General features: G+C 33.5%; 21 protein-coding genes. 14 read left to right on the top strand and 7 right to left on the bottom strand.

Annotated elements, in window-relative coordinates:
• Positions 1-1,059 carry a chorismate synthase gene (aroC, locus tag P8I29_00885; GenBank protein MDG1916351.1) on the bottom strand — a complete coding sequence of 353 codons (1,059 nt, stop codon included), beginning with the start codon at positions 1,057-1,059 and terminating at the stop codon, positions 1-3.
• Between the two features lie 76 nt (positions 1,060-1,135).
• Here aroC and hutI point away from each other — a divergent pair, with 76 nt between their 5' ends.
• Positions 1,136-2,383 carry an imidazolonepropionase gene (gene hutI / locus P8I29_00880; protein MDG1916350.1) on the top strand — a complete coding sequence of 416 codons (1,248 nt, stop codon included), beginning with the start codon at positions 1,136-1,138 and terminating at the stop codon, positions 2,381-2,383.
• Between the two features lie 4 nt (positions 2,384-2,387).
• Entirely contained in the window at positions 2,388-4,088 is a 1,701-nt protein-coding gene (gene ftcD / locus P8I29_00875) for a glutamate formimidoyltransferase (protein ID MDG1916349.1), read from the top strand.
• A gap of 156 nt (positions 4,089-4,244) precedes the next feature.
• Here the strand turns inward: ftcD and P8I29_00870 are convergent, their stop codons facing one another.
• From P8I29_00870 to surE, 4 genes are read right to left on the bottom strand one after another with little or no spacing between them, the layout of a single operon-like run.
• The gene (locus P8I29_00870; protein MDG1916348.1) at positions 4,245-6,314 is read right to left on the bottom strand and encodes a ComEC/Rec2 family competence protein; all 2,070 of its coding nucleotides are present in this window, start codon (positions 6,312-6,314) and stop codon (positions 4,245-4,247) included.
• Positions 6,315-6,345: 31 nt separating this feature from the next.
• On the bottom strand, positions 6,346-7,428 hold the full coding sequence (gene lpxB / locus P8I29_00865) for a lipid-A-disaccharide synthase (protein ID MDG1916347.1): 1,083 nt from the start codon (positions 7,426-7,428) through the stop codon (positions 6,346-6,348).
• Entirely contained in the window at positions 7,425-7,712 is a 288-nt protein-coding gene (locus P8I29_00860; GenBank protein ID MDG1916346.1) for a hypothetical protein, read from the bottom strand. Before P8I29_00860 ends, lpxB begins: the two co-directional genes overlap by 4 nt.
• Entirely contained in the window at positions 7,709-8,476 is a 768-nt protein-coding gene (surE, locus tag P8I29_00855) for a 5'/3'-nucleotidase SurE (protein ID MDG1916345.1), read from the bottom strand. Before surE ends, P8I29_00860 begins: the two co-directional genes overlap by 4 nt.
• 64 nt (positions 8,477-8,540) lie before the next feature.
• Here surE and P8I29_00850 point away from each other — a divergent pair, with 64 nt between their 5' ends.
• The 9 genes from P8I29_00850 to P8I29_00810 all read left to right on the top strand — a co-directional run bounded on the left by P8I29_00850 (position 8,541) and on the right by P8I29_00810 (position 18,090).
• Positions 8,541-9,044, top strand: coding sequence for a DUF4442 domain-containing protein (locus P8I29_00850; GenBank protein ID MDG1916344.1), 504 nt, complete (start codon positions 8,541-8,543; stop codon positions 9,042-9,044).
• 183 nt (positions 9,045-9,227) lie between these two features.
• The gene (locus P8I29_00845; GenBank protein MDG1916343.1) at positions 9,228-9,662 is read left to right on the top strand and encodes a DUF2147 domain-containing protein; all 435 of its coding nucleotides are present in this window, start codon (positions 9,228-9,230) and stop codon (positions 9,660-9,662) included.
• A 55-nt stretch (positions 9,663-9,717) separates the two neighbouring features.
• On the top strand, positions 9,718-10,929 hold the full coding sequence (locus P8I29_00840) for a bifunctional 3,4-dihydroxy-2-butanone-4-phosphate synthase/GTP cyclohydrolase II (protein ID MDG1916342.1): 1,212 nt from the start codon (positions 9,718-9,720) through the stop codon (positions 10,927-10,929).
• Positions 10,922-11,947, top strand: a complete 1,026-nt coding sequence (gene tsaD, locus P8I29_00835) for a tRNA (adenosine(37)-N6)-threonylcarbamoyltransferase complex transferase subunit TsaD (GenBank protein MDG1916341.1) — start codon at positions 10,922-10,924, stop codon at positions 11,945-11,947. Before P8I29_00840 ends, tsaD begins: the two co-directional genes overlap by 8 nt.
• Positions 11,948-12,124: 177 nt before the next feature.
• A complete protein-coding gene (locus P8I29_00830; protein ID MDG1916340.1) occupies positions 12,125-14,344 on the top strand; it encodes a hypothetical protein in 2,220 nt (739 codons plus the stop codon).
• A complete protein-coding gene (locus P8I29_00825) occupies positions 14,345-14,908 on the top strand; it encodes a hypothetical protein (GenBank protein ID MDG1916339.1) in 564 nt (187 codons plus the stop codon). It abuts the gene before it with no gap.
• A 4-nt stretch (positions 14,909-14,912) separates the two neighbouring features.
• Complete coding sequence (locus P8I29_00820; protein MDG1916338.1) at positions 14,913-16,331, top strand: hypothetical protein; 1,419 nt, start codon at positions 14,913-14,915, stop codon at positions 16,329-16,331.
• A 115-nt stretch (positions 16,332-16,446) separates the two neighbouring features.
• Complete coding sequence (locus P8I29_00815) at positions 16,447-17,166, top strand: hypothetical protein (protein MDG1916337.1); 720 nt, start codon at positions 16,447-16,449, stop codon at positions 17,164-17,166.
• Between the two features lie 12 nt (positions 17,167-17,178).
• Positions 17,179-18,090, top strand: coding sequence for a hypothetical protein (locus P8I29_00810; GenBank protein MDG1916336.1), 912 nt, complete (start codon positions 17,179-17,181; stop codon positions 18,088-18,090).
• A gap of 193 nt (positions 18,091-18,283) precedes the next feature.
• Here the strand turns inward: P8I29_00810 and hchA are convergent, their stop codons facing one another.
• Both hchA and P8I29_00800 read right to left on the bottom strand, forming a co-directional pair.
• Entirely contained in the window at positions 18,284-19,138 is an 855-nt protein-coding gene (hchA, locus tag P8I29_00805) for a protein deglycase HchA (protein ID MDG1916335.1), read from the bottom strand.
• Between the two features lie 67 nt (positions 19,139-19,205).
• Positions 19,206-19,805: a Crp/Fnr family transcriptional regulator gene (locus P8I29_00800; protein MDG1916334.1), complete on the bottom strand. Its 600-nt coding sequence runs from the start codon at positions 19,803-19,805 to the stop codon at positions 19,206-19,208.
• Positions 19,806-20,137: 332 nt separating this feature from the next.
• Here P8I29_00800 and P8I29_00795 point away from each other — a divergent pair, with 332 nt between their 5' ends.
• From P8I29_00795 to P8I29_00785, 3 genes are all read left to right on the top strand, one after another.
• Entirely contained in the window at positions 20,138-20,275 is a 138-nt protein-coding gene (locus tag P8I29_00795; GenBank protein MDG1916333.1) for a hypothetical protein, read from the top strand.
• Positions 20,276-20,443: 168 nt separating this feature from the next.
• On the top strand, positions 20,444-22,018 hold the full coding sequence (locus P8I29_00790; GenBank protein ID MDG1916332.1) for a T9SS type A sorting domain-containing protein: 1,575 nt from the start codon (positions 20,444-20,446) through the stop codon (positions 22,016-22,018).
• A 124-nt stretch (positions 22,019-22,142) separates the two neighbouring features.
• On the top strand, positions 22,143-22,505 hold a 363-nt coding region (locus P8I29_00785; protein MDG1916331.1), incomplete at its 3' end, for a hypothetical protein.

Below are 22,505 nucleotides of genomic sequence, written 5' to 3'. Positions count from 1 at the left end.
TTATAGTTTTGAATTTTTATTGAGCAAATGAAAATCTGCTAATACTAATGCCGTCATAGCCTCAACAACAGGCACTGCTCTAGGCAAAACACAAGGGTCGTGACGACCTTTACCGTCTAGTACAATCTCTTGCCCCTTATCATCTACACTCTTTTGTTCTTTCATTAAGGTAGAAACAGGTTTAAACGCTACTCTGAAATAGATATCCATTCCATTACTTATTCCACCTTGTATTCCCCCAGATAAATTCGTTTGGGTAGAACCATCAGGATTAAAAATATCATTATGCTGACTACCTCGCATTTCGGTAGAACAAAAGCCACTTCCAAACTCAACCCCTTTTACAGCGTTGATAGACAAAAGAGCTTTTCCTAAGTTAGCGTGTAATTTATCAAAAATAGGCTCTCCTAATCCTTTAGGAACATTTTGAACCACACAGCTAATAACCCCACCAATTGTATCTCCATCATCTCTCACTTGTTCAACTAGTGCAATCATTTTGTCTGCAGTAAGCTTATCAGGACATCTTATTATGTTACTTTCTATTTTTGAAAAATCTAACTGTTCATACGATTTATCAATAGAAACAGTACCAACAGAAGATACAAATGCATTAATCTGAATTTCTGAAAGCAATTGTTTGGCAATTGCACCAGCAACCACCCAATTTGCAGTTTCTCTAGCAGAAGAACGCCCTCCTCCCCTATAATCTCTAAAACCGTATTTATTGGTGTAGCTATAATCAGAGTGAGACGGTCTAAACGTGTTTTTTAGGTGATTATAGTCTTGTGACTTAGCATCACTATTTGGAATAACAAAACCAATAGGCGCACCAGTAGTTTTTCCTTCAAAAATCCCCGAATAAAATTGAACGGTATCGCTTTCTTTTCGTGGTGTAGTAATTGAAGACTGCCCAGGTTTTCTTCGGTCTAATTCGTTCTGAATAAACTCTAAATCTAATGACAAACCCGCAGGACAACCGTCTATAATACCGCCAATAGCAACACCATGAGATTCTCCATAAGTAGTTAAACGAAACAGCTGACCTATTGTATTCATACCCCACAAATATAAGCAAATATCAAGGAGGGTTTAATGGGCTATTTTTTCTATTTTCGCTAAGATTTCACAATCTATGAAAACAGTAATAAAAAATATATCTGAACTTGTCCAAGTAGAACATCAAATCAGAAAGTGGGTTAGTGGCTCGGACATGAGCAAAATTAAAACTATCAAAGATGGTTTTATTGAAATTCAAGACGGTAAAATTTCAGCTTTCGGGAGTATGGAGGAATGGACTGGTATTGACGATTGGAACAATACCGAAATCATTGACGCAAATGGTGGAATGGTATTCCCTACTTATTGCGACAGCCATACCCATTTAGTATTTGCTGGAAATAGAGAAAACGAATGGGAACAACGACTAAAAGGAGCTACTTACGAAGAAATAGCTAAAAATGGCGGTGGAATTCTTAACTCAGCTAAAAAATTACAAGAGACCTCTGAAGATGAGTTGCTAGAAAAAGCCCTTCAACGTGCTAACGAAGTGATGCAAATGGGAACTGGTGCTATTGAAATAAAAAGTGGCTATGGGCTATCAACAGCTGCTGAACTGAAGATGCTAAGGATTATCAAAAGGTTAAAAGAACTAAGCCCTTTGAGCATAAAGGCCACATTTTTAGGAGCACACGCTATACCGCAAGAATACAAAAGCAATAAAACAGGATATTTAGATATGGTCATCAATGAGATGCTTCCCCAAGTAGCAGAAGAAAGACTTGCAGAATACATTGATATTTTCTGTGAAGATGGCTATTTTTCTGTTGAAGACACCGAAAGACTTTTGGATGCAGCTAAACAATATGGTTTAATTCCAAAAACCCACGTCAATCAGTTTACAATAATGGGAGGTGTTCAAGCAAGTGTCAAGTACAATGCGCTTTCTGTAGATCATTTAGAAATAATGAACCATGAAGATATAGAAGCCCTAAAAGGGAGTGAGTGTATGCCTACTCTACTGCCATCCTGTTCGTTCTTTTTAGGCATTCCCTATGGCCCAGCAAGAAAACTCATAGAAAATGATTTGCCTGTTGCCTTAGCTACTGACTACAACCCAGGCTCTAGTCCTAGTGGCAATATGAATTTTGTGAGTTCATTAGGCTGCATAAGAATGGGGATGACTCCAGAAGAAGTCATCAATGCTACTACTATAAATACGGCTTACGCCATGGGACTAAGTCAAGAACTAGGAAGTATTGCAGTCGGAAAAAAAGCAAATTTATTCATTACTAAACCCATATCGTCCTACGCTTTTATCCCTTATTCTTTTGGACATCAGCATATCGACAAAGTAATCATTAACGGAAAAATACAATCTTAATACAATGAAAAGACAGCTAATAGAGTGCGTTCCAAATATCTCTGAAGGAAGAGATTCTAAAATAATTCAAGAAATTGCCAATATAGTAGAAACTGTAGATGGTGTGAAATTATTAAATGTTGACCCGGGCAAAGCAACCAACAGAACGGTAATTACTTTTGTAGGTGAACCTCAACAAGTTATAGATGCTGCCTTTTTACTGATTCAAAAAGCACAAAACCTTATTGATATGAGTAAGCATAGTGGCGAACACCCAAGAATGGGTGCTACCGATGTTTGCCCACTAGTTCCGATCGCTGATATATCAATGGAAGAAACAGCTGAATGGGCTCATAAGTTAGCTAAGCGAGTAGGGCAAGAATTAAACATCCCTATCTACTGTTACGAAAATGCCGCCAAAGAAGAGAAAAGACAAAATTTAGCCAATTGCCGTTCAGGTGAATACGAAGGCTTAAAACAAAAGCTAGTTGATACTGAATGGAAACCAGACTACGGCCCAGCTGCCTTCAATGATTCTGTAGCCAAATCAGGCGCAACAGCCATATCTGCAAGGGATTTCTTAGTTGCCTACAACATCAACCTCAACACCACTTCTACTAGAAGAGCTAACGCCCTAGCCTTTGACATTAGAGAAGCAGGACGCCTGAAAAGAGAAGGTAACTCTTTAGCTGGTAAAGTCTTAAAAGACGAAAATGGTGAACCCCTTAGAGAAGCAGGACTATTCAAACACGTTAAAGGGATTGGTTGGTATATTGAAGAATATGGTGTAGCTCAAATTTCATACAACCTGACCAATATCAATGTATCCCCATTACATGAGGTATTCGACAAAACCTGTGAACGTGCTCAAGCAAGAGGATTAAGAGTTACTGGCTCAGAATTAGTGGGCTTAGTACCGAAAAAAGTTCTAATAGAGGCTGGTGTACACTTTTTGAAAAAGCAAAATCGCTCAGTAGGTATTTCTGAAAAAGAGATAATGAAAATTGCAGTCAAGACACTTGGACTCGATGAACTGTCACCTTTTGTATTGGAAGAAAGAATTATTGAATATATGATAGACGATAATAGTTCTAATAAGTTGGTAGATATGAACCTTACTGACTTTGCTAACGAAACGTCTAGCGAGAGCCCCGCTCCCGGTGGCGGCTCTATATCGGCATACTGTGGTGCTATGGGCGCAGCTCTAGGTACAATGGTTGCCAACCTTTCGGCTCACAAAAGAGGATGGGACGATAGGTGGGAAGAATTTTCTAATTGGGCAGAAAAAGGAATTGCCTATCAAAACGAACTTCTTAGATTGGTAGATGAAGACACCATCGCTTTCAACAAAATAATGGAGGCATTCAGACTACCGAAAGATAGCGAGGAAGAAAAAACATCAAGACATATTGCTATTCAAGAAGCAACCAAGTTTGCTATTACCACGCCTTTTAATGTTATGCAAACAGCCTACGATTCTATGGAGGTCATGAAAGCTATGGCAGAATTTGGGAACCCTAATTCCGTTACCGATGCAGCAGTAGGTGCTTTATGCGCCAGAACTGCCGTTAGAGGTGCATTTCTGAATGTAAAAATCAATTGTGGTGATTGTGAAGACAAAGGTTTTGTAAACGACATTCTTGCTAAAGGTCAAGTTTTAGTGGATAAAGCCACTGCTCTTGAAGAGGAAATTATGACTATTACAGAAAGAAAATTGAAATATTAAATTTATACAATTAACTCAAAAAGTTTGTTAAACTAAAAAACACATACACCATTTGCTGTAAACTTTCTTCAAGCTGAGTGTTTTTTAATAAAAAATCTATTTTCTCAAAAGGTAGGTATCAAGAGTTTTGGCAATTATTTAAATAATTTCAAAGCTTTAATTCTTGAGATTAACAATCAACGCTTTATCTTTTTTAAGGGAGTAGTATTTCACATTCAAATGCTGACATTCTTTATCTAGTTGTTGTACCTCATAATAGGATAAAGCAGCATCTAAAATAATCTGTTTAGGTCGATAAGTTTGTAAGACTTTCTCAATAGGAAAATAATCAGAAATTAAGCAGTAATCTATTTCTATAGGAATTTGGGCAGTCTTTATTTTGAAATCATCGTTAATCCATAACAGTCGTGAATGCCCCAATTGAAGGTGGTTTTCCTTTTTCCAAATTAGTGAATTTTCCATATTACTATCAAGGCTTATTAGCTGCGGATTAGATTGCCCTAAACGTATCCAATGATTGTAAAAGTTATATTCTTGCTTTACAGAATCCTTTATCAACTCTTCACTCATAAAAAACACCCCTTCCCCATTACTAACAATCCCAAAGGCGGTATACTTGTTTACTGAATAAAATACCAATTCATTCTTATTGAATTTTGCGCTATCTCCTTGCCAATCAATGATTTGAAAAAGTACAATCAAAATGAGAGTAAAAAATATTGCTATCCTTTTCTGATAATAAAAAGCATATAGTACAAAGGCTATTATAAAATATATCAACAACACTTGTAAAACATTAAAAAACAAGAAATCAGAAAAGGAATACGGTATACTTTCCATAAACCGTACGACCTTTATTAAGAGTTCAATAAGAAAATTCAAGAGTAACAAGAAAGGCTCGTTAAAGAATTCAAACGTACTAAATGCTATAAAACCCAAGCCACAATAGATAATTACGGGCACTAGCGGAACAACTAGCAAATTAGACAGTAAAAAGTAATTAGAAAATTGATGGAAATAATAAATGATTAAAGGAAATGTGAATAATTGTGCCGACAAGGATACACAAAGTAATTGCCAAATTTTGTCGAGAAGATAAAACCGACAACTTATCAACTCATATAATTTAGGGTAAAGGCTTACAATTCCAAGAACTGCTAAGTAAGACAATTGAAAACCAACTTCATAAATATAATGGGGATTGATAATTAAAAGAACAAAAGCAGAGGCAGATAGAGTGTTATAAAGATTTGTATTTCTATCGATTGCTGAACCGATTGCAATGAAAGAAAAAAGAGTAGCGGCTCGCATTACTGATGGACTTAGATTAGTTAGAAATGCATAAAACCATAGACTTAAAAGAATTAACAACAGCTTTATCCATTTCATAAGTAATTTCCGATTCATAAAAGCAAAAAGAGTATTTAGAAGTAAATAAATGATACCTACATGCAAACCCGAAACAGCTAAAATATGTATAACTCCTGAGCGACTAAAAGACTGCTTTAGCTCTGAATTCATATCACATTTATGTCCAAATAACAAAGCAGAAGAAACGGCCTTCCCATCCTTTGACAAATCGCTTGCATTTAATAATGCAAGTAGATTTTTACGAATGGAAATAATGAATTTAACCACATTCTTTCCTCCTGTATTATCCAAGAGTATAACATCATTTTCAGAAAGGTAAAGTTGATGACTAATACCTTTATGGTATAAATAAGCACTGAAATTAAATTGAAAAGGATTTTTTGGCAACCCTATCTTTTGCGGTCGCTTAATTATCATTAATCTTCTTCCGTACTCAATGGAATCTAATCTTTTATCTAAATACAATAGTAAAGTACCGCAAGTTTGTTTTTCATTAACTGACAACACCTTAGCAATAGTTTTGAATGAATTGGGTTTTTCTATAGGCTCTTCAATAACCTCTAACAAAATAGCATTCTCTTCTGTAAGACTATGGATGTAAAAATTATCTTCGTGCAAGTCTAAAGAATTAGGATTTATCCATACACCTACGGCTAATGAGAAACTCCAAGCCAACACTCCAAACACCCACCTGTAAGTATAGCTTAACCTTACAGTCTTTACGATAAACAACGTAAGTAGTAGAATAAGACAAACGACAATTAAGTGTTCAAAATAGAAGTAGTTGGAAAATAATATTCCTAAAATAAAGGGAATAATCAGACGAAACAGAGGAAGTGAATTCCAAAAATGCATGGCTTTAATTTACTGCCACAAAATAATAAAACTAAACTAGACTAATAGTCTTTGCTGCTCTTTTGGATGCACCACTATCGCCTAACAAGGCTAATAATTCTTGATAATCCTCAAGAATGCGAGATTTATTTTTTTTATTCAAGATTCGATTTAACTCATCGACTAAATTGCTGGTGTTAAATTCGTCTTGAATCAATTCTTTAACCACTTCTTTGTCGCAGATAAGATTGACAAGTGCAATAAACTTTACTTTAACTAACAGCTTTCCTAAAAAATATGAAATTGCCGAAGTCTTGTAACACACCACTTGAGGCACTTTAAGAATAGCCGCCTCTAATGTGGCTGTTCCTGAAGTAACAATAGCTGCCTTACATTCTTTTAATAAAGCATGCGTTTGATTGGACAAGACAGGCATATAAGATTCTTTGGTAATTGAACGATAATATTCCTGAGGGATTGAAGGGGCACCAGCAATCACAAACTGATAATTTTCAAAAGACTTTGCCACCTGCATCATTATTGGTAAAGAAGTTGCAATTTCTTGCTTTCTACTTCCTGGCAAGATAGCGATGATTGGCTTCTCTGACTCAACATTTCTACTATCTAAGTCTTTGAAAGCATCTAGCAAGGGATGACCAACATAAATAGACTCTACCCCATGTTTAGCAAAAAAAGATTGTTCAAAGGGCAAAATAGGTAATAGTAAATCTGTATCTCTTTTTAGTTTATGAACTCGAGATTCTTTCCATGCCCAAACTTGAGGTGTAATATAATACACCACCTTTATATTATGCTTTTTTGCAAATGATGCCATTCGCATATTAAATCCTGGATAGTCCACTAAAACAAGAACGTCGGTTTCAAACTCAAGAATTTCCTTTTTAGCTTGTTTAAAATTCTTTCTTACAGCAGGTAAATTCTTTAAGACCTCCCAGAATCCCATGAAAGCCATCTCACTATAATGTTTGGTCAAATTTAGTCCTTCATTTTGCATACGTTCTCCACCAAAACCAAGAAAAGAAGCTTTGTCATCTATTTTTGACAGCTCTTTTATGAGATTGGCCGCATGCAAATCACCGGAGGCCTCTCCTACTATGAAGTAGTATTTTTTCAAAATAGAAATTTGTTTACCATTACAAATAAGGCTAATAGTATGGTAACCATGAGAATCCCTTGAGCTGGTTTTTCTCTGTTAGACCTTATAAAAATTAGAAACGGTATGAGGTTAAGAAAAGTACACAAACTTAAAACGTGTGTATGAACATCCATAGCTTTAAGCTGGAAATATAAAGCTAACATATCCCCTTCCATAACAATATTAGAATAAATCAGAAAAGCGAGTGTGGGGAGTATCAAACCTAAAACAGCCCCTTTCAAAAATAAGGAGTCTCTAATCATAAGTTCCACAATTTTAAATCAGAAATACAATCATAAGCAGTAATATCGTATTGAACGGGAACAATAGACACATAACCGTTAGCTAAAGCCCATTCATCCGTATCGTTACCCTTATCAAAGTTTTGGAAACTGCCCGTTAGCCAGTAATACGTTCTTCCTGTAGGGTCTTTTCTTTCGTCAAAATCTTCAACCCAATTGGCATCAGCTTGTCGACAAATTTTAAAACCCTTGATATCAGAATAATCTAACTTAGGAATATTTACATTCAAACATCTACCCTTAGGCAAACCCTCTTTCAAAACTTTCTCTACAATTGTTTTCACCACTTGTTTAGATGCGCTAAAATCGGCATCGTGCGAATAGTCTAATAAAGAAAACCCTATGGAAGGAACACCTTCTAAAGCGCCTTCAACAGCAGCAGACATAGTCCCGGAATAAATAACATTAATAGAAGAATTAGATCCGTGGTTAATTCCTGAAACACATAAATCGGGCTTTCTTTCTAAAATTGTACTGACAGCCAATTTAACACAATCAACAGGAGTTCCAGAACATTCGTATTCTATTTGAGGACCATCATCAATATGTATCTGATCACATCTGAGAGTAGAATTAAGAGTTATAGCATGCCCCATTCCAGATTGAGGACCATCAGGAGCAACAACGACAACATCACCAATTTCTCTTACCACATCAATTAAAGCTCTAATTCCAGGAGCATTAATTCCGTCATCGTTTGACACTAATATTAAAGGTCTATCCATTTTTAGAAAGTTTATAGTACAAATTTACCAAAAGAAAGTGAAGAACTTCTATTTTTGCAATCCTATGTCGAAAGTAAAAATAGCTGACCAAAGATACAGTTCAAAAGCATTAAGGAGAATAATGAACCTTTTCCCTCCTTTATTAGTTAACCGAATAAAAATTATTGAAAACGATTCTGAGTTTAAAAATCTAATAGTAGAGATTAAATATTCATGGCTAAATAAAAATATTCAAAAAGCCATTTTCGGAGGAACCATCTTTAGTGCTATAGATCCTTATTATGCTGTAATGTATTGGCAAATTTTTAATTCTAAGGGTATTCCTATGGAAGTATGGATAAAAAAAGTAGACATCAATTATAAAATAGCAGCAACCACAAATTTAAAAATAGCATTCAACTTAAGCGACTCTGATATCGACTTAGCTATCCAAGAACTGAAAAAAGAGGGCAAATACGAAGTCTGGCATACTGTAAAAGCCATCAATAAAAACCAAGAAATTTGCTCTGAAGCTAGAGTATTAGTACACATAAGAAACTCTAAATCACACGATTTAAATATTTTTTAAAAAATATAGACAGACTACATAAAAATTAAAAAGTTTATATATCTTTGTTGTTCCCATTAGGGAGAGGGAAGTAAGTTTTTTCATGGCTTTAAGGGGCTACCCGAGTAGAAATACTCGGGTAGCTTTTTTTTATACCCCTAGCTCCTAAAAAATTATTACCTTTCCAAAAAAAACAAGTTAACTATGAAATCAATAACATTATTATTAGGACTATTTTTTAGTCTAGCCACATTTGCTCAATCTGACGCTATCCTTGGCGATTGGTATAACCAAGAAAAGGACGCTGTCATTAAAATTACTAAAACAGAAAACAACACTTTTCAAGGTCAAATTACTTGGATGCTTAATCCAAACGATGAGAAAGGAAATCCTAAAGTTGATAATTTAAATCCAGACGAATCTCTACAAACTAGACCTAGAATGGGAATGGTGATGATGTATGATTTTGTTCATGATGAAGACAATGTATGGGACGAAGGTGAGATATATGATCCAAAAAGTGGGAATACTTACAGTGGAACTATTACGTTAACTTCTGAAAACAATCTTGACCTAAGAGGATATGTTGGTCTTCCTATCTTTGGACGTACTAGTAATTGGACAAGAAAAACAGACTAATTTCTATATATTTCTTACTCTCTAATAGCTTATCTTTGCACCAAAATAAAATCGGATGCTGAATACAATAGAAGAAGCTATTGAAGACATCAAAGCAGGTAAAATTGTTATTGTTGTTGATGATGAAGATAGAGAGAATGAAGGTGACTTTTTAGCTGCTGCTGATAAAGTTACTCCTGAAATGATAAACTTTATGGCCACTTATGGTCGTGGTCTTATTTGCGCACCATTAATTGAAGACCGATGTGAAGAATTGGAACTTGAATTAATGGTGGGCAAAAATACTGCAGAATACGAAACTCCATTTACTGTATCCGTTGACCTTATTGGTAATGGTTGTACCACAGGCATTTCTGCTAGTGATAGGTCTAAAACGATACAAGCTTTAGTTAACCCTAATACTCGAGCGAGTGAACTCGGCAAACCTGGACATATATTTCCTTTAAAAGCTAGAAAAGGCGGCGTTTTAAGAAGAGCTGGGCATACCGAAGCTGCCATAGATTTAGCTCGATTAGCTGGGCTCTACCCTGCTGGTGTCATAGTGGAGATAATGAACGACGACGGTTCTATGGCTAGAATGCCTGAACTCCAAAAAATTGCTCAAAAGCATCAGCTCAAAATAGTTACCATAAAAGATTTAATAGCTTTCAGAATAAAAAACGAAAGTCTTATAGAGAAACAAATAGATGTTAACCTACCTACTGAAATGGGTAACTTCAATCTTCATGCCTTTAGACAAATTACCAATGACCAAACACATTTAGCATTGGTTAAAGGTGAATGGAAAGAAGACGAACCTATTCTAGTAAGGGTACACTCCTCATGTATTACAGGAGATATTTTTGGTTCATGTCGTTGCGACTGTGGGCCTCAACTAGAGGCAGCAATGCAAATGGTCGAAAAAGAAGGCAAAGGAGTTATCGTATATATGAATCAAGAAGGTAGAGGTATTGGCTTATTAAATAAATTAAAAGCCTATAAACTTCAAGAACAAGGAAGAGATACTGTCGAAGCCAATGAAGAATTAGGCTTTAAAGCTGACACTAGAGATTATGGTGTTGGTGCTCAAATATTACGCTCATTAAATGTTCACAAAATAAAATTGATGAGTAATAATCCCAAAAAACGTAAGGGTCTTATAGGCTATGGATTAGAAATTGTGGAAAATATTGCAATAGAAATTGACTCTAATGAACACAATGAATTTTATCTTAAAACAAAAAGAGATAAAATGGGGCATAGCTTGCCTAACTTGAAAGATGAGTAAATCTATCATTATATTAGGGATTGAGTCCTCTTGTGATGACACTAGTGCGGCTATTATTCAAGATGGTCGTATTCTATCAAACATTATTGGCACACAAAAAGTCCACGAACAATACGGCGGTGTTGTACCTGAATTAGCATCAAGGGCACATCAACAAAACATCATCCCCGTTGTAAACCAAGCTATAAAAGAATCTGGAATTGAAAAAAATCAAATTTCAGCCGTTGCATTTACAAGAGGCCCTGGACTTCTTGGCTCACTACTAGTTGGTGTATCTTTTGCTAAATCATTTGCTCTAGGTCTTGGTGTACCACTTATAGATGTCAATCATATGCAAGGCCATATATTAGCACATTTTATCAAAGAAAAAGATGGAAGTGGCAATCCTCCAAACTTTCCATTTCTATGTCTTACGGTCTCTGGAGGACACACCCAAATAGTAAATGTCAAAGATTATTTGAGCTTTGAACTTATTGGTGAAACCATTGACGATGCTGCTGGCGAAGCCTTTGACAAATCAGCTAAACTTTTAGGCCTACCCTACCCTGGCGGACCACTTATCGATAAATATGCCAAAGAAGGCAACCCAAAAGCATTTACTTTTGGCATTCCAAAAGTCGATGGTCTTAATTTTAGTTTTAGCGGATTAAAAACAAGCATCCTTTATTTTATTCAGAAAAAAATCAAAGAAGACCCTAAGTTTATTGAAAATAACTTAGCAGATATATGTGCTTCCATACAGCATAGCATCATAAATATTTTGATGAAAAAGATAGAAAAAGCGGCAAAAGAAAGTCAAATTAATGACATAGCAATTGCTGGAGGCGTATCGGCTAACTCTGGTTTAAGAAAGCGACTGCAAGAGATGGAACAATCGCATCAATGGAAAACATATATCCCTCCCTTTTCTTACTGCACTGACAATGCAGCTATGATAGCAATTACTGGCTACTACAAGTTTATAAACAATGAATTTTGTAGTCAATCAATTACACCACAAGCAAGGTTAAGTATCTAATTAACCTATTCAAACATTAATAAAAACAATACTCTCATTATAATTGGATATATAAGCTATTTTCTAGTTTAATAACATTCTTTTTTTTAGGTTGAAGATATAAGAAATATTGATTTTTTTATTGAATAACCTTCCTCTTAATATATATTTGTTAGGTACAACCTTTACTTAATATTTATGAAGCATTGTTTTATACTTGTCATTTTAGCTTTAAGCTCGCTTTTTAGTCAGGCACAAACAACATTATGTGAACAAACCTATACAACGGGTAATTATTATGTGTTTGAGGTAGCGATTCCGACAACAGGGAATGGTTTACCTACCATGGATCCATTATATGCCTTTACTAACACAATACAAGATGTTTGGGAAGATAGTTGTTTTGGTGGTCCTTGCACACATACTGTTTACAACGAGTATAGTGAAGACACAATTACAACTTGCATAGTTTACACCCTTACTGACTCATTAGATAATGTTGATACATTAAATTGTTGCTTTAGTCAAATTTGGGATTCAGAAACTATGCAATGGATCATGGATGTTTCACAAGGTAACTTAACCTATGTTCCAGACGACAACTTTGAAACTTATCTAGAAAATAATAATATGGGTAATGGTGTTCTTGGTGACGATTTTGTATTCATCTCAAACATTAGCGAAGTAGAAGATTTATACATAAATAATCTTGGCATTTATGATTTAACAGGCATAGAAGACTTCAGTAGTTTAAAGAGTTTGAATTGTAATTTCAACCCTAATTTATTGCATCTAGACTTATCGAACAACACAGAACTTTTATCTGTCTCTGCAAATCAGATTTGGGGAAATGAAATGGGCAGCCTTGCCACTATTGATATTAGCAACAGTCCTAATCTGCAAACATTAACTTGTTTGCACACTCAAGTAACTGGTATTGACGTGAGCAATTCACCACTACTAACAGTTCTGAACATTGGTCATAATGCAATAGGCTCTATTGATATTAGCAATAATATTTATCTGGAAACCCTTATTGTGGATAATAATCTGATTTCAGAAATTGATGTAACGAATAACATCATCTTAACTACATTGGACATAAGTGACAATCCTAATTTAGAATGTGCTGACATAAGAAATGGCAATAACCTTGAAATATCAGAATTCAATTCTACTGGAAATTCAAACCTATATTGTATCAACGTTGATGACAGCACATATTCAACTAATAATTGGACTAATATTCTTCCTCAAAACTATTTCAGCAATAACTGTGATGACGGCTGTTATAATATTGAAATGAATTGTGAACTTCTAGGCATAATGATTACTTCGTCAACAGAATCGTCCATAAACATGATTTCAAATACTGACTTGTGTATGCCCCCTTCTTTAGGGCCATTTTCTTATGTATGGACTGGCTATACTACAAGTGGTGAGTTTATTGAAATGTATTCGTCAGAAACACTAAGCATATATTTGGGTGATGACATTTATCTTAATGACTCCGTTGTGATTTGTATGGAGCTAACTGCTGCAAATCAAGAGGATTGCGAGGTGTGTGACACTCTATTTTACAATGGGCCTATTTACGAATGGATTAGCATTAATAATCCTGACCAAGCTGTTGATCTTGATTGTGAATTAATAGAAATTGAAATAGCGACTCAAAATGACGACTATATTGAAATGACCTCTAACGCCTTTGAAATAGATGGCGTATTGACCTATACTTGGGCGACTAATGGCCAATATGGAAACACCTTTTATTTTGATGAAAACACGCTTTATGATACTATTGTTAGTTGCATGTCTATTTTAGATCAGTATAATGAAACCTGTGAAGCTTGTGAAACATTTGTTTTAACAGATTACGGCTGGGTGCTTGAATCAGAAAATGTAGTAGACCCCAATGATGTTTTGCTTAATATATGTGACTCACTAAATGTATTCGTATCAAATTCTTCAGAAAACTCTATCGATTTAACAACGAATATAGGCTCATTATTGCCTTTTCCAATGATTGGGAGTTTCAGCTTCAGCTGGGAGTCTTGGGGAAATTATTTGAATGTAGATGTAGTAGAGGGACAAAACGCCTATTTTGACATTCCTAATAATGTAGAATCATTTTACTTTTTATTACAAATCGTTATTAGTAGTGAACAAAGCGAAAGCTCTGCCTTATGCATTTACCCTTTTTTAATTCAATGGGATTCAGCAACAAATACATGGGTAGCCAATAGTTTAACAATGTCACAAATGCCAACTTCTACAAATGAATACTCTCAATCCTATGAGAGAAAACTAATTAAAATAGTAGATGCTTTAGGAAGAAAAAGTCAAGAGAATAAAAGTATGATTTTGTTCTATATGTACGATGATGGGAAAATTGAAAAGAAATTTATAATAGAATAAATGAGGAAATTATTTACCGCTTGCATTTTAAGTTTTTTAGCATTTATAAATAGTGCTAACTCACAAACCAACATCTCTGTAGAGGGAGTAATTCATGCAGATACTATTTCTTATGGTTCTCTTCTATATCTAGATTATTGGATAGTCAATAAGGATACGGTACCATTTTCTAGTGAAATAAATGTAAAAATGGGTGTTGCTAATGTTGAAGGGCCAATATCAATAACGGTAACGTTAGCAAGTTTTAACGAATCAATCGCAGCTGGAGACAGTATTCCGTTTAATTCCTTACTATCAGTTACACCACAATTGTTTCAACAGTCAGGTGATAAATTAGTAGTTATATGGCCTTCGTCTCCTGCACCAATAATAGCCGACACAAGCATCACCCCTATACATATCAAAGAAGGAACTGCTGGAAATATAGGTAGCTTTCAAATGGGCACTGTAGAATTAAATACAATTACCGACCTTCTAGGAAGGAAGTATCGGTCTGTACATTCGATTCCAAATGGGACAATATATATAAGAGATGGTAAAAAATTCATTAAACCTTTAAAGTAATACTGTGAAGTTTTTAGATTCCATAATTGAGTCGCTTTCAAAGGAAGAAATCCGTTTTTACAAATTGTTTGTAGGAAGAACGAATCAATCTAAAGAAAGAAAAGACCTCAAGCTTTTTGACATTATCAAAAAAAGCAAGGATGAAGATTATTCTAAAAAAGCCATAAAATCCCTCAACGTAACGTCAAATAATTTTTACCAACTAAAAAATAGAATTTATCATGACCTAAATAATTCTATGGTTTGGCAACACATCTCTAAAGATCAACAATCGAAATCATTCAGTTACATATTACTCTCCAGGGTTTACAGAGATAAAGGGGAACTCGATTTAAGCTATCATTACTTGAAAACAGCAGAAAAGGAGGCTATTAAACTGGAACTCTTTGAAATATTAGCTATTGTATATTCAGAGATTATTGAGCTGTCTCACGAGCTAATTTCAATAGATTTAGACCACTATTTAAAGCTTAAAAAAGAAAACTCTATAACAAGATCTGAAATTGAAGATATTGACACCCATTTAGCTAAACTGATGTACGACATCAAGACAAAGCAAAATTTTTCAAATTCAGACCCTGCCTTAACCAAAATTTTAAATAAGCATTATCAAAAAAATGCTACCAATAAAAAAGTTTTAGACTCCCAAAGATTTAAACTTAGATTATTTAAAATGTATAGTCGCCTTTTACTTCAAAATAAGGATTACGAAAGCTTAGAAACCTACTTAACAGAATCATACAAAGACTTTAATGAAAATGGACTTTTTAGTCGACACAATCATAACGATAAACTTACACTTCTAACATATTTAACAAATTGCCTTCACAAAACAAATAAGTATAAAAAATCATTAGAAATTGCGAAAACCTTAAAACTCGCAATGGAAGAACACGACGGCTTTTTATTCGATAAATATATATTCTATTATTACAATGCGTTAGTGCTAAATTATGCTAAGGAAAACAAAGAAAAAGCTCTCGAAGTATTACAGTTAGCAAAAGAAAATAAAAGCATAAAAAAACTGCCCGGATACACCTCTTTTATTTACCTTAATACAGGATTAATTTATTACTACAAGGAAAATTACAATCTTGCCAAAAGAAATATTTCTAGACTTATTCAACAAGAAGATTTTCTTTCTCTTGACGTGGCGTTTCAATTCAAACTATTGATTGTAGATTTAATCATTAGACTCAAAATTGGGCAAGATGACATCATCCAAGAAAAGTTAAAAGAATTAAAGTTGAATTATAAAAAAAATCTTAACGACAAAAAATATCAGAGAGACGCCTTAGTAGTAGAAACTATTACTAAGCATATAAATAATATAGATATAGACAAAAAATTAATCTCAAAATCATTAGAAAACTCTACTGATGACGACATTATAAACTATGTCGATTGGATTAAAAACTTGTAGCACATAAATCAAAAGCTAAGTGTCTACAATCCATCTACTAAGAGTCGTCTAAAACTAGTAGTACTCTTAAGAATTTACACTCTTCTCTTTCTGATATTTAATGTAAATTTACAGAATGATGCGAGTTCTAATTTTCTTTCTTTTTATTTCTTCTCAACTAAACGCTCAACAAAAAGAATTGTTTGAATACTCATCAAATTCTGAGATAGAAATTCTTTATGTTGGAGATTATAAAAAAGGAGAGTTAGACATTGAGATGATGAAAAAACAATGGTGGGGGCTCTATGAAAGCAACAAAAATTGTTACATCAAAAAAGTTGAGATAAAAGTTGAAGATTTAGAGCCTGATGTTCAATACGATTGGGAGTATCGAATTTCGGTTGCTGAAAATAAAAATTGTATTGTCCTCATAAGTGGTTTAAGTCTTAATGATAGAAATATTCATCATTTTACTGACAATGATATTCTTAGAGAAAATAAAGATTTCACTTTTGAGTTTGGACCGTACCATACCTTCCTTTCATCAAGCTTACACAATTCAGAGAAAATTGGTGAAATTGAAATCAAAAATTACTCCATAAATTTAAACTACAAAACCGACAAACAACATCAAGAGCAAGAATTATTTATATTTCCTTGTTATGATCATAGACTTTACATTAACCTCTTGTGGGCAGGAGACTTGGATAACGATAGCAAAACGGATTTTCTAATTCAAATTCCTTCACCCTATAACAATGAAATAGGGTTTGCAACAGGTTTATTTCTTTCTTCAAAGGCTAATATGAATGAACTTGTAAAGTTAGTAGCAACTCATAGTTCAACAGGCTGCTAGTAAATTAGTATTATGCTAAATAAAATCAAACTTCTTTTTATACTAATAAGCTCAAGTCTTGTTGTTCAAGGGCAGGAAATAGAGGTAATACATCACATTTCTTCAGATCAGACCTATCCAATTAAAATAAATGAAAATGAGAGCTTGATTATTTATCTAAATTTTTATTCGCCTGGAATTACGAATTATAAAGCTCTACCCTATTTTTTTGTCAACGGATGGTATGAAATGGATGAAAATAGTGAAAAAAAGAATTTAGTAGGAGTTTACCGACCTTCAAACAGTCTGGTTCTTTTTGCACCTATGGACAATGGCCCAACTTATCTTGACTGTATTGATGATACTAGTTTAAATATGGATACCACGACATATTTAGAAAGGTTTTATTTTCCATTAAATGCAAGATCTGAGAAGACAAACAAAGGTGTTTGGATAAATAAAAATCAGAAAACATTCATCAACAATATAGATTTTGACAAAAAAAATGTTTGCCACAGAGTATTCCTAAAAGGTGGTGATTTAAGTAGGGATGTAAATCGTTCTATAGACATCACCGATTTTGTGATTAGTCCCTTTGTAAATAACGATATTTATCTTGAAGACTATAACATTAAGCTTCACAGCTCACATAAAGATAGTTTGGGCAATTCACATATATTGTTACTAATCACCAATGAATATGTCGTTCCCTCATCCTCAAGTTCTGGCGGTTATTATTACCTGATGTTGGACAAATATCAAGTAATAAGAAAAAACAAATACCTTGAAACATATAATCAAGGGAAGTATATTTCGTACAAAGATGACAACTTTTCACACGCCACCAAACAACGGTTTTTAGTTATTGCTGATTGGTCAGATAGTCAGATTATAGGATCATTTATAATAGATAAAGGCAAAATTGAAACTGAGAAAGAGTGGTAAAATAGAACGTATGGATTTAGCAACCTTTTAACATATCTATTTAAGTTAAATGGACGCACAAAACTGTTGAAATTAAGTCCTAAAGAAATGAGATATATTCCGCTTTAGTGAATCTAATCGTCTTTATAATTAGAACTTAAAAAAAATAATATTTTAAATTCTCGGATTATACTAATTTAAATCTCTATTAAATTTATTTTAAGGCTTTCAACAATGTTTCTGCGGCTAATTTCCCTAAATTGTTTGAAGCCAAAGGACTTGAGCCTGTGATTAGCTTTCTATCTAAGCAAACCGTTTTATCCATTTTAGTATTTACGAGATTTACACCAAGACTTTTTAATTTTTCACTCAACCCATAAGGCATTTTACCAGGTAAAAAGCCAAACATAGGTGTTTGATTGTCAACAGAATCAGGGAATACAGCCATATTGTATCCCTCATAAAGAAATTTTTGATTGTTCAAAGTAGTTGCTAAAAAAGAACCAGGTCCATGGCAGAGGCTTATAGTGAATAAGTCATTTTCATGCGCCCAATTTAAAATTTTGCCAACATTAATATCCTCTGGTATTCCAATCATTGATCCATGTCCTCCAGGAATGAAAACGGCGGCATAGGATTCAGTTTTATCAAATGAATTATCTATAAATTCTTGTAGTTTGGTTGGATGTTTAAAACTTGATTCTAGTTCGTTATAAATTGACTTAACATGCTCATCTTTTTCTGGAAACGCCCACATTTCAAATACGACTGGCTTACCCGTCTGAGTAGCTATTTCGAATTCAAAGCCTGCATTTTTTAAATGTAACATTGGCAATAATGCCTCAATTGGATGATTTCCAGTTGAAAACAATTTGCCATTTTTCATTTTCAAGTTTTTTTGTTCTGTGAACACAACTAATATTTTTGACTTTTTACCATTGTATTTTGAGCATGAAATTTTTTCATAATCAGTTTTATTAACAGTTGCAAGTTTTAGAGCGAGTTTAGAAGGACTGTATGAGCCGTCTGATTCTAGCTTTGGAGCTATTCCGAGAATATTTTTAAGCATATCTATTTTTATTTAATGCAAAAATATATTGTTGCACTAAACTGTAAATTAACCTATGATAATAAAGTTATTTATTAATGCTTTCAGATCTAATTCGGCTTAGACTTTGTTGAGTTATACCAAGATATGATGCAATATGGTAATTTGGTGCGTATTGTTCAATATCAGAATATTGTTTTTGGAATAAGCGATACCTTTCTAAAGCCGTTAATCGTAATTGATCTAAGATTCTCTTATGTAAACTTGACACATGTCGTTGAAGGCTTTCTCTTTGAAAGGATTCTAATTCTGGAAATTTGATTAAAATTTCATCTAACTTTATTGAATTAAACTCAATAACGGTAGAATCAGTGATGCTTTCAATTGAAAGTGAACCGATTTCGTTATTGAATAAAGCTATAAAATCACTTATCCACCAATCTTTAATTGCAAATTGTAAAGTATGTTCTTTGCCATCCTTTTGCACATGAAAAGACCTTAAACATCCATCAATAACAAAAAATGTTTTTTTCACCTTATGACCTTGTTTAAGTATTAATTCACTTTTTGTTAGGCTTTTTATTTTAGCAATAGAATAGATCTCTCTCTCTGCTTCTGCAGTAAGTGGAGTGATGTTTTTTATTTTATTGATTAATGTTGATATTACATCAATATTGTTATTTGACACTTATTTTTAGGTTTGATTTATTTGTAAAAATACTATTTAGAAAGCACAAAATCGAAAGAGCATCTCAAAACTAGAAATATTCCCCTTGGTAGACCTATGCATACTTAATATTGAACTTTAATCTGACAAAATTTTAACATATGTTACAAATTCAAATTAATTTTATTTAATTCACCTATGGGTTATGTTTCTTTACTAAATTTGATTTTTTAACTTTTAACAATTAAATATGAAAAAGATTTTATTTTTATTACCCGTTTTATTTTTATGTATTTTTATCTTGTAAAAAATGTAAGGATTGTAGTTGTTCACAGGTCATTTCACAAACTGGCATGCCAGATGTAACTCAGGATGTTGATTTTAATAATATATGTGATGACGACTTAGAAGAAATTGAGGGGACAATTACCTATACTCAAAGTGTAGCAGGGATATCTCAAACTGTAGAGCAATCTTGCGAATGCAAATAATTAATCAAAAATATTTGAATAAATAAATGCGAAACCCACTCATTTGAGTGGGTTTATTTTTTAGTGGGCTAAAGCGTCCTTTTATTGAACTTTTTTGAATAACTCTATTATTTAGCGTAGTATAAAAATGATAAATAAGCCTTATTTTAATTTTAATATATTTATTGAATGAGAAATTTAATTTTTTTAACATTTTGTTTTTTATCCTTAAACATTGTTCTAGCACAAACTACATACACTGATATTGCCCCAATACTTTTTGAAAAGTGTGCTCAATGTCATAGAGATGGAGGAGGAGCTCCTTTTTCAGTTTTAGAATACGATGAAACTTTCATGTACAGAAATTCAATTTATCATGAAGTTTCGGAAGGATATATGCCACCATGGGCTCCTGACACGAGCTATATGCATTTTATTGATGAACGTGTTTTAACTCAATCCGAGAAGGATGCTATACTTAGTTGGGTTGATGATTATGCTCTGCCTGGTGACACAACTGCATTACCGCCTTTACCAGAGTTTTCTTCATATATTCTTAATGGTGAGCCAGACTTAATAATAAACACTCCTGTGTTTGCTAGTAATGCATTTGAAGAAGATGCTTATAACACCTTGGTTATTCCCAGCGGCTTAGAGTCAGAAAGATATATAAGAGCTATTGAGATTGTCCCTGAAAATCCTGAGTTAACTCACCATGTTTTATTCAATGCCGATTATAGTGGCGTAATTACTCAAGATTTGTCTGGCTCTAGCGCTAATCTTGTTGGAGAAATATATATAGGAATTTATACACCCGGAGGAAATCCTATTATTTTCCCAAACACTTCTGAGTTAAAAATGGGTGTAAAATTACCTGCTAATGCTGATTTTGTCATTCAAATTCATACACCTAATTATGTATCTACTGGACCTAGTTATGGATTAGATGTGAATTTGCAAGTGAGATTATATTTGTATCCCGAAAACGAATTGGGAATACGGGAAGTGGTTTCACGAACCCCATTACAATATTGGGAAGGAGATTTTTATATAGAGCCAAACGAGGTTAAGACTTTTAGCGCCGAATCAGAACCTGTAGAATCTAATATATCATTATATAATGCCCTACCTCATTCTCATAAAATATGTACTGAAATATTAAATTATGCGTCTAATGGAAACGACACTATTCCATTAATTAAAATTGACCAGTGGGATTTTAACCATCAACAATATTATTATTTTGAGAATATGGTGAAGGTTCCATCGTCTTATAAGTTTTATTCAGAACATAAATATGACAATACTGTTGCTAACCATCACAATCCGTTTAATCCTCCAGAGTTAATAACAGTAGGATTAAATTCGAACGATGAAATGTTGTTTGATACTTTTCAAATGCTAGATTATCAGGAAGGAGATGAGAATATCAATATTGATAGTATATTACAGAATGACCCCTTACTCATCAACACCACTCCTATTAATGATTTTGATAACATCTTGTATTTTAATTCCTATGTTGCTCCAAATCCAGTAACAAATCATTCAGCTATTTATTTTCCTAATCTTGAGAGTTCACCACAGACAGCTTTAATGTTGAAAGTTTTTGATTGTTTTGGTCGAGGTATAAATTTAAAATATCAAAATAATAGGGGGTTCTTTAGCTTTAATAAAGGAAAACTTTCCTCTGGTGTATACTTTTACTCAATATATGATAATAAAAAAATATTATCTAATGGGCAGTTTTTAATTGCTGAATAAATAAGTTTGCGAAAAATAAAAAGTTCACATGATAACCATTTGGAATCGCTAAACAATGCGAACTAAGGAAAAGGTAAAAATGAATTATAATTATATACGCACTATCAGTTTACACAAACGTTGTATGAAATTAAAAAAGATAAACCGAAGAAGAAAAATCTTAATTTCAGTAATAATAATTTTAACTTTTGTTTTAAATGCCAAATCACAAGATACTCTTGTGTCGGCTTTTTTTGGACTTGATAATGGACTCCCAAGTCTATTATGTAATCAACTTGGAAGCCAGTTAGATGGTATGCCTGTTAATTTTAAATTCCCATTAGATGCATCCAGTTTATCGGAAACTGATTTTGAAGTTTTAGATAGCCTTGGAAATATACATACCCCAATTTGTGTTTTTTTGGCCCCAGCTAATGAAAACGGAGAAAATCGAACTGTGCTATTAATAGGTGAATTTGGTACCGCTGTTACTAATCCACCTGTTGAG

The sequence above is a fragment of the Flavobacteriales bacterium genome (assembly GCA_029248105.1).
Taxonomy (GTDB): domain Bacteria; phylum Bacteroidota; class Bacteroidia; order Flavobacteriales; family UBA7312; genus UBA8444.
Note: the sequence above shows the minus strand (reverse complement) of the source record. Positions and strands in the feature narration are given on the sequence as shown.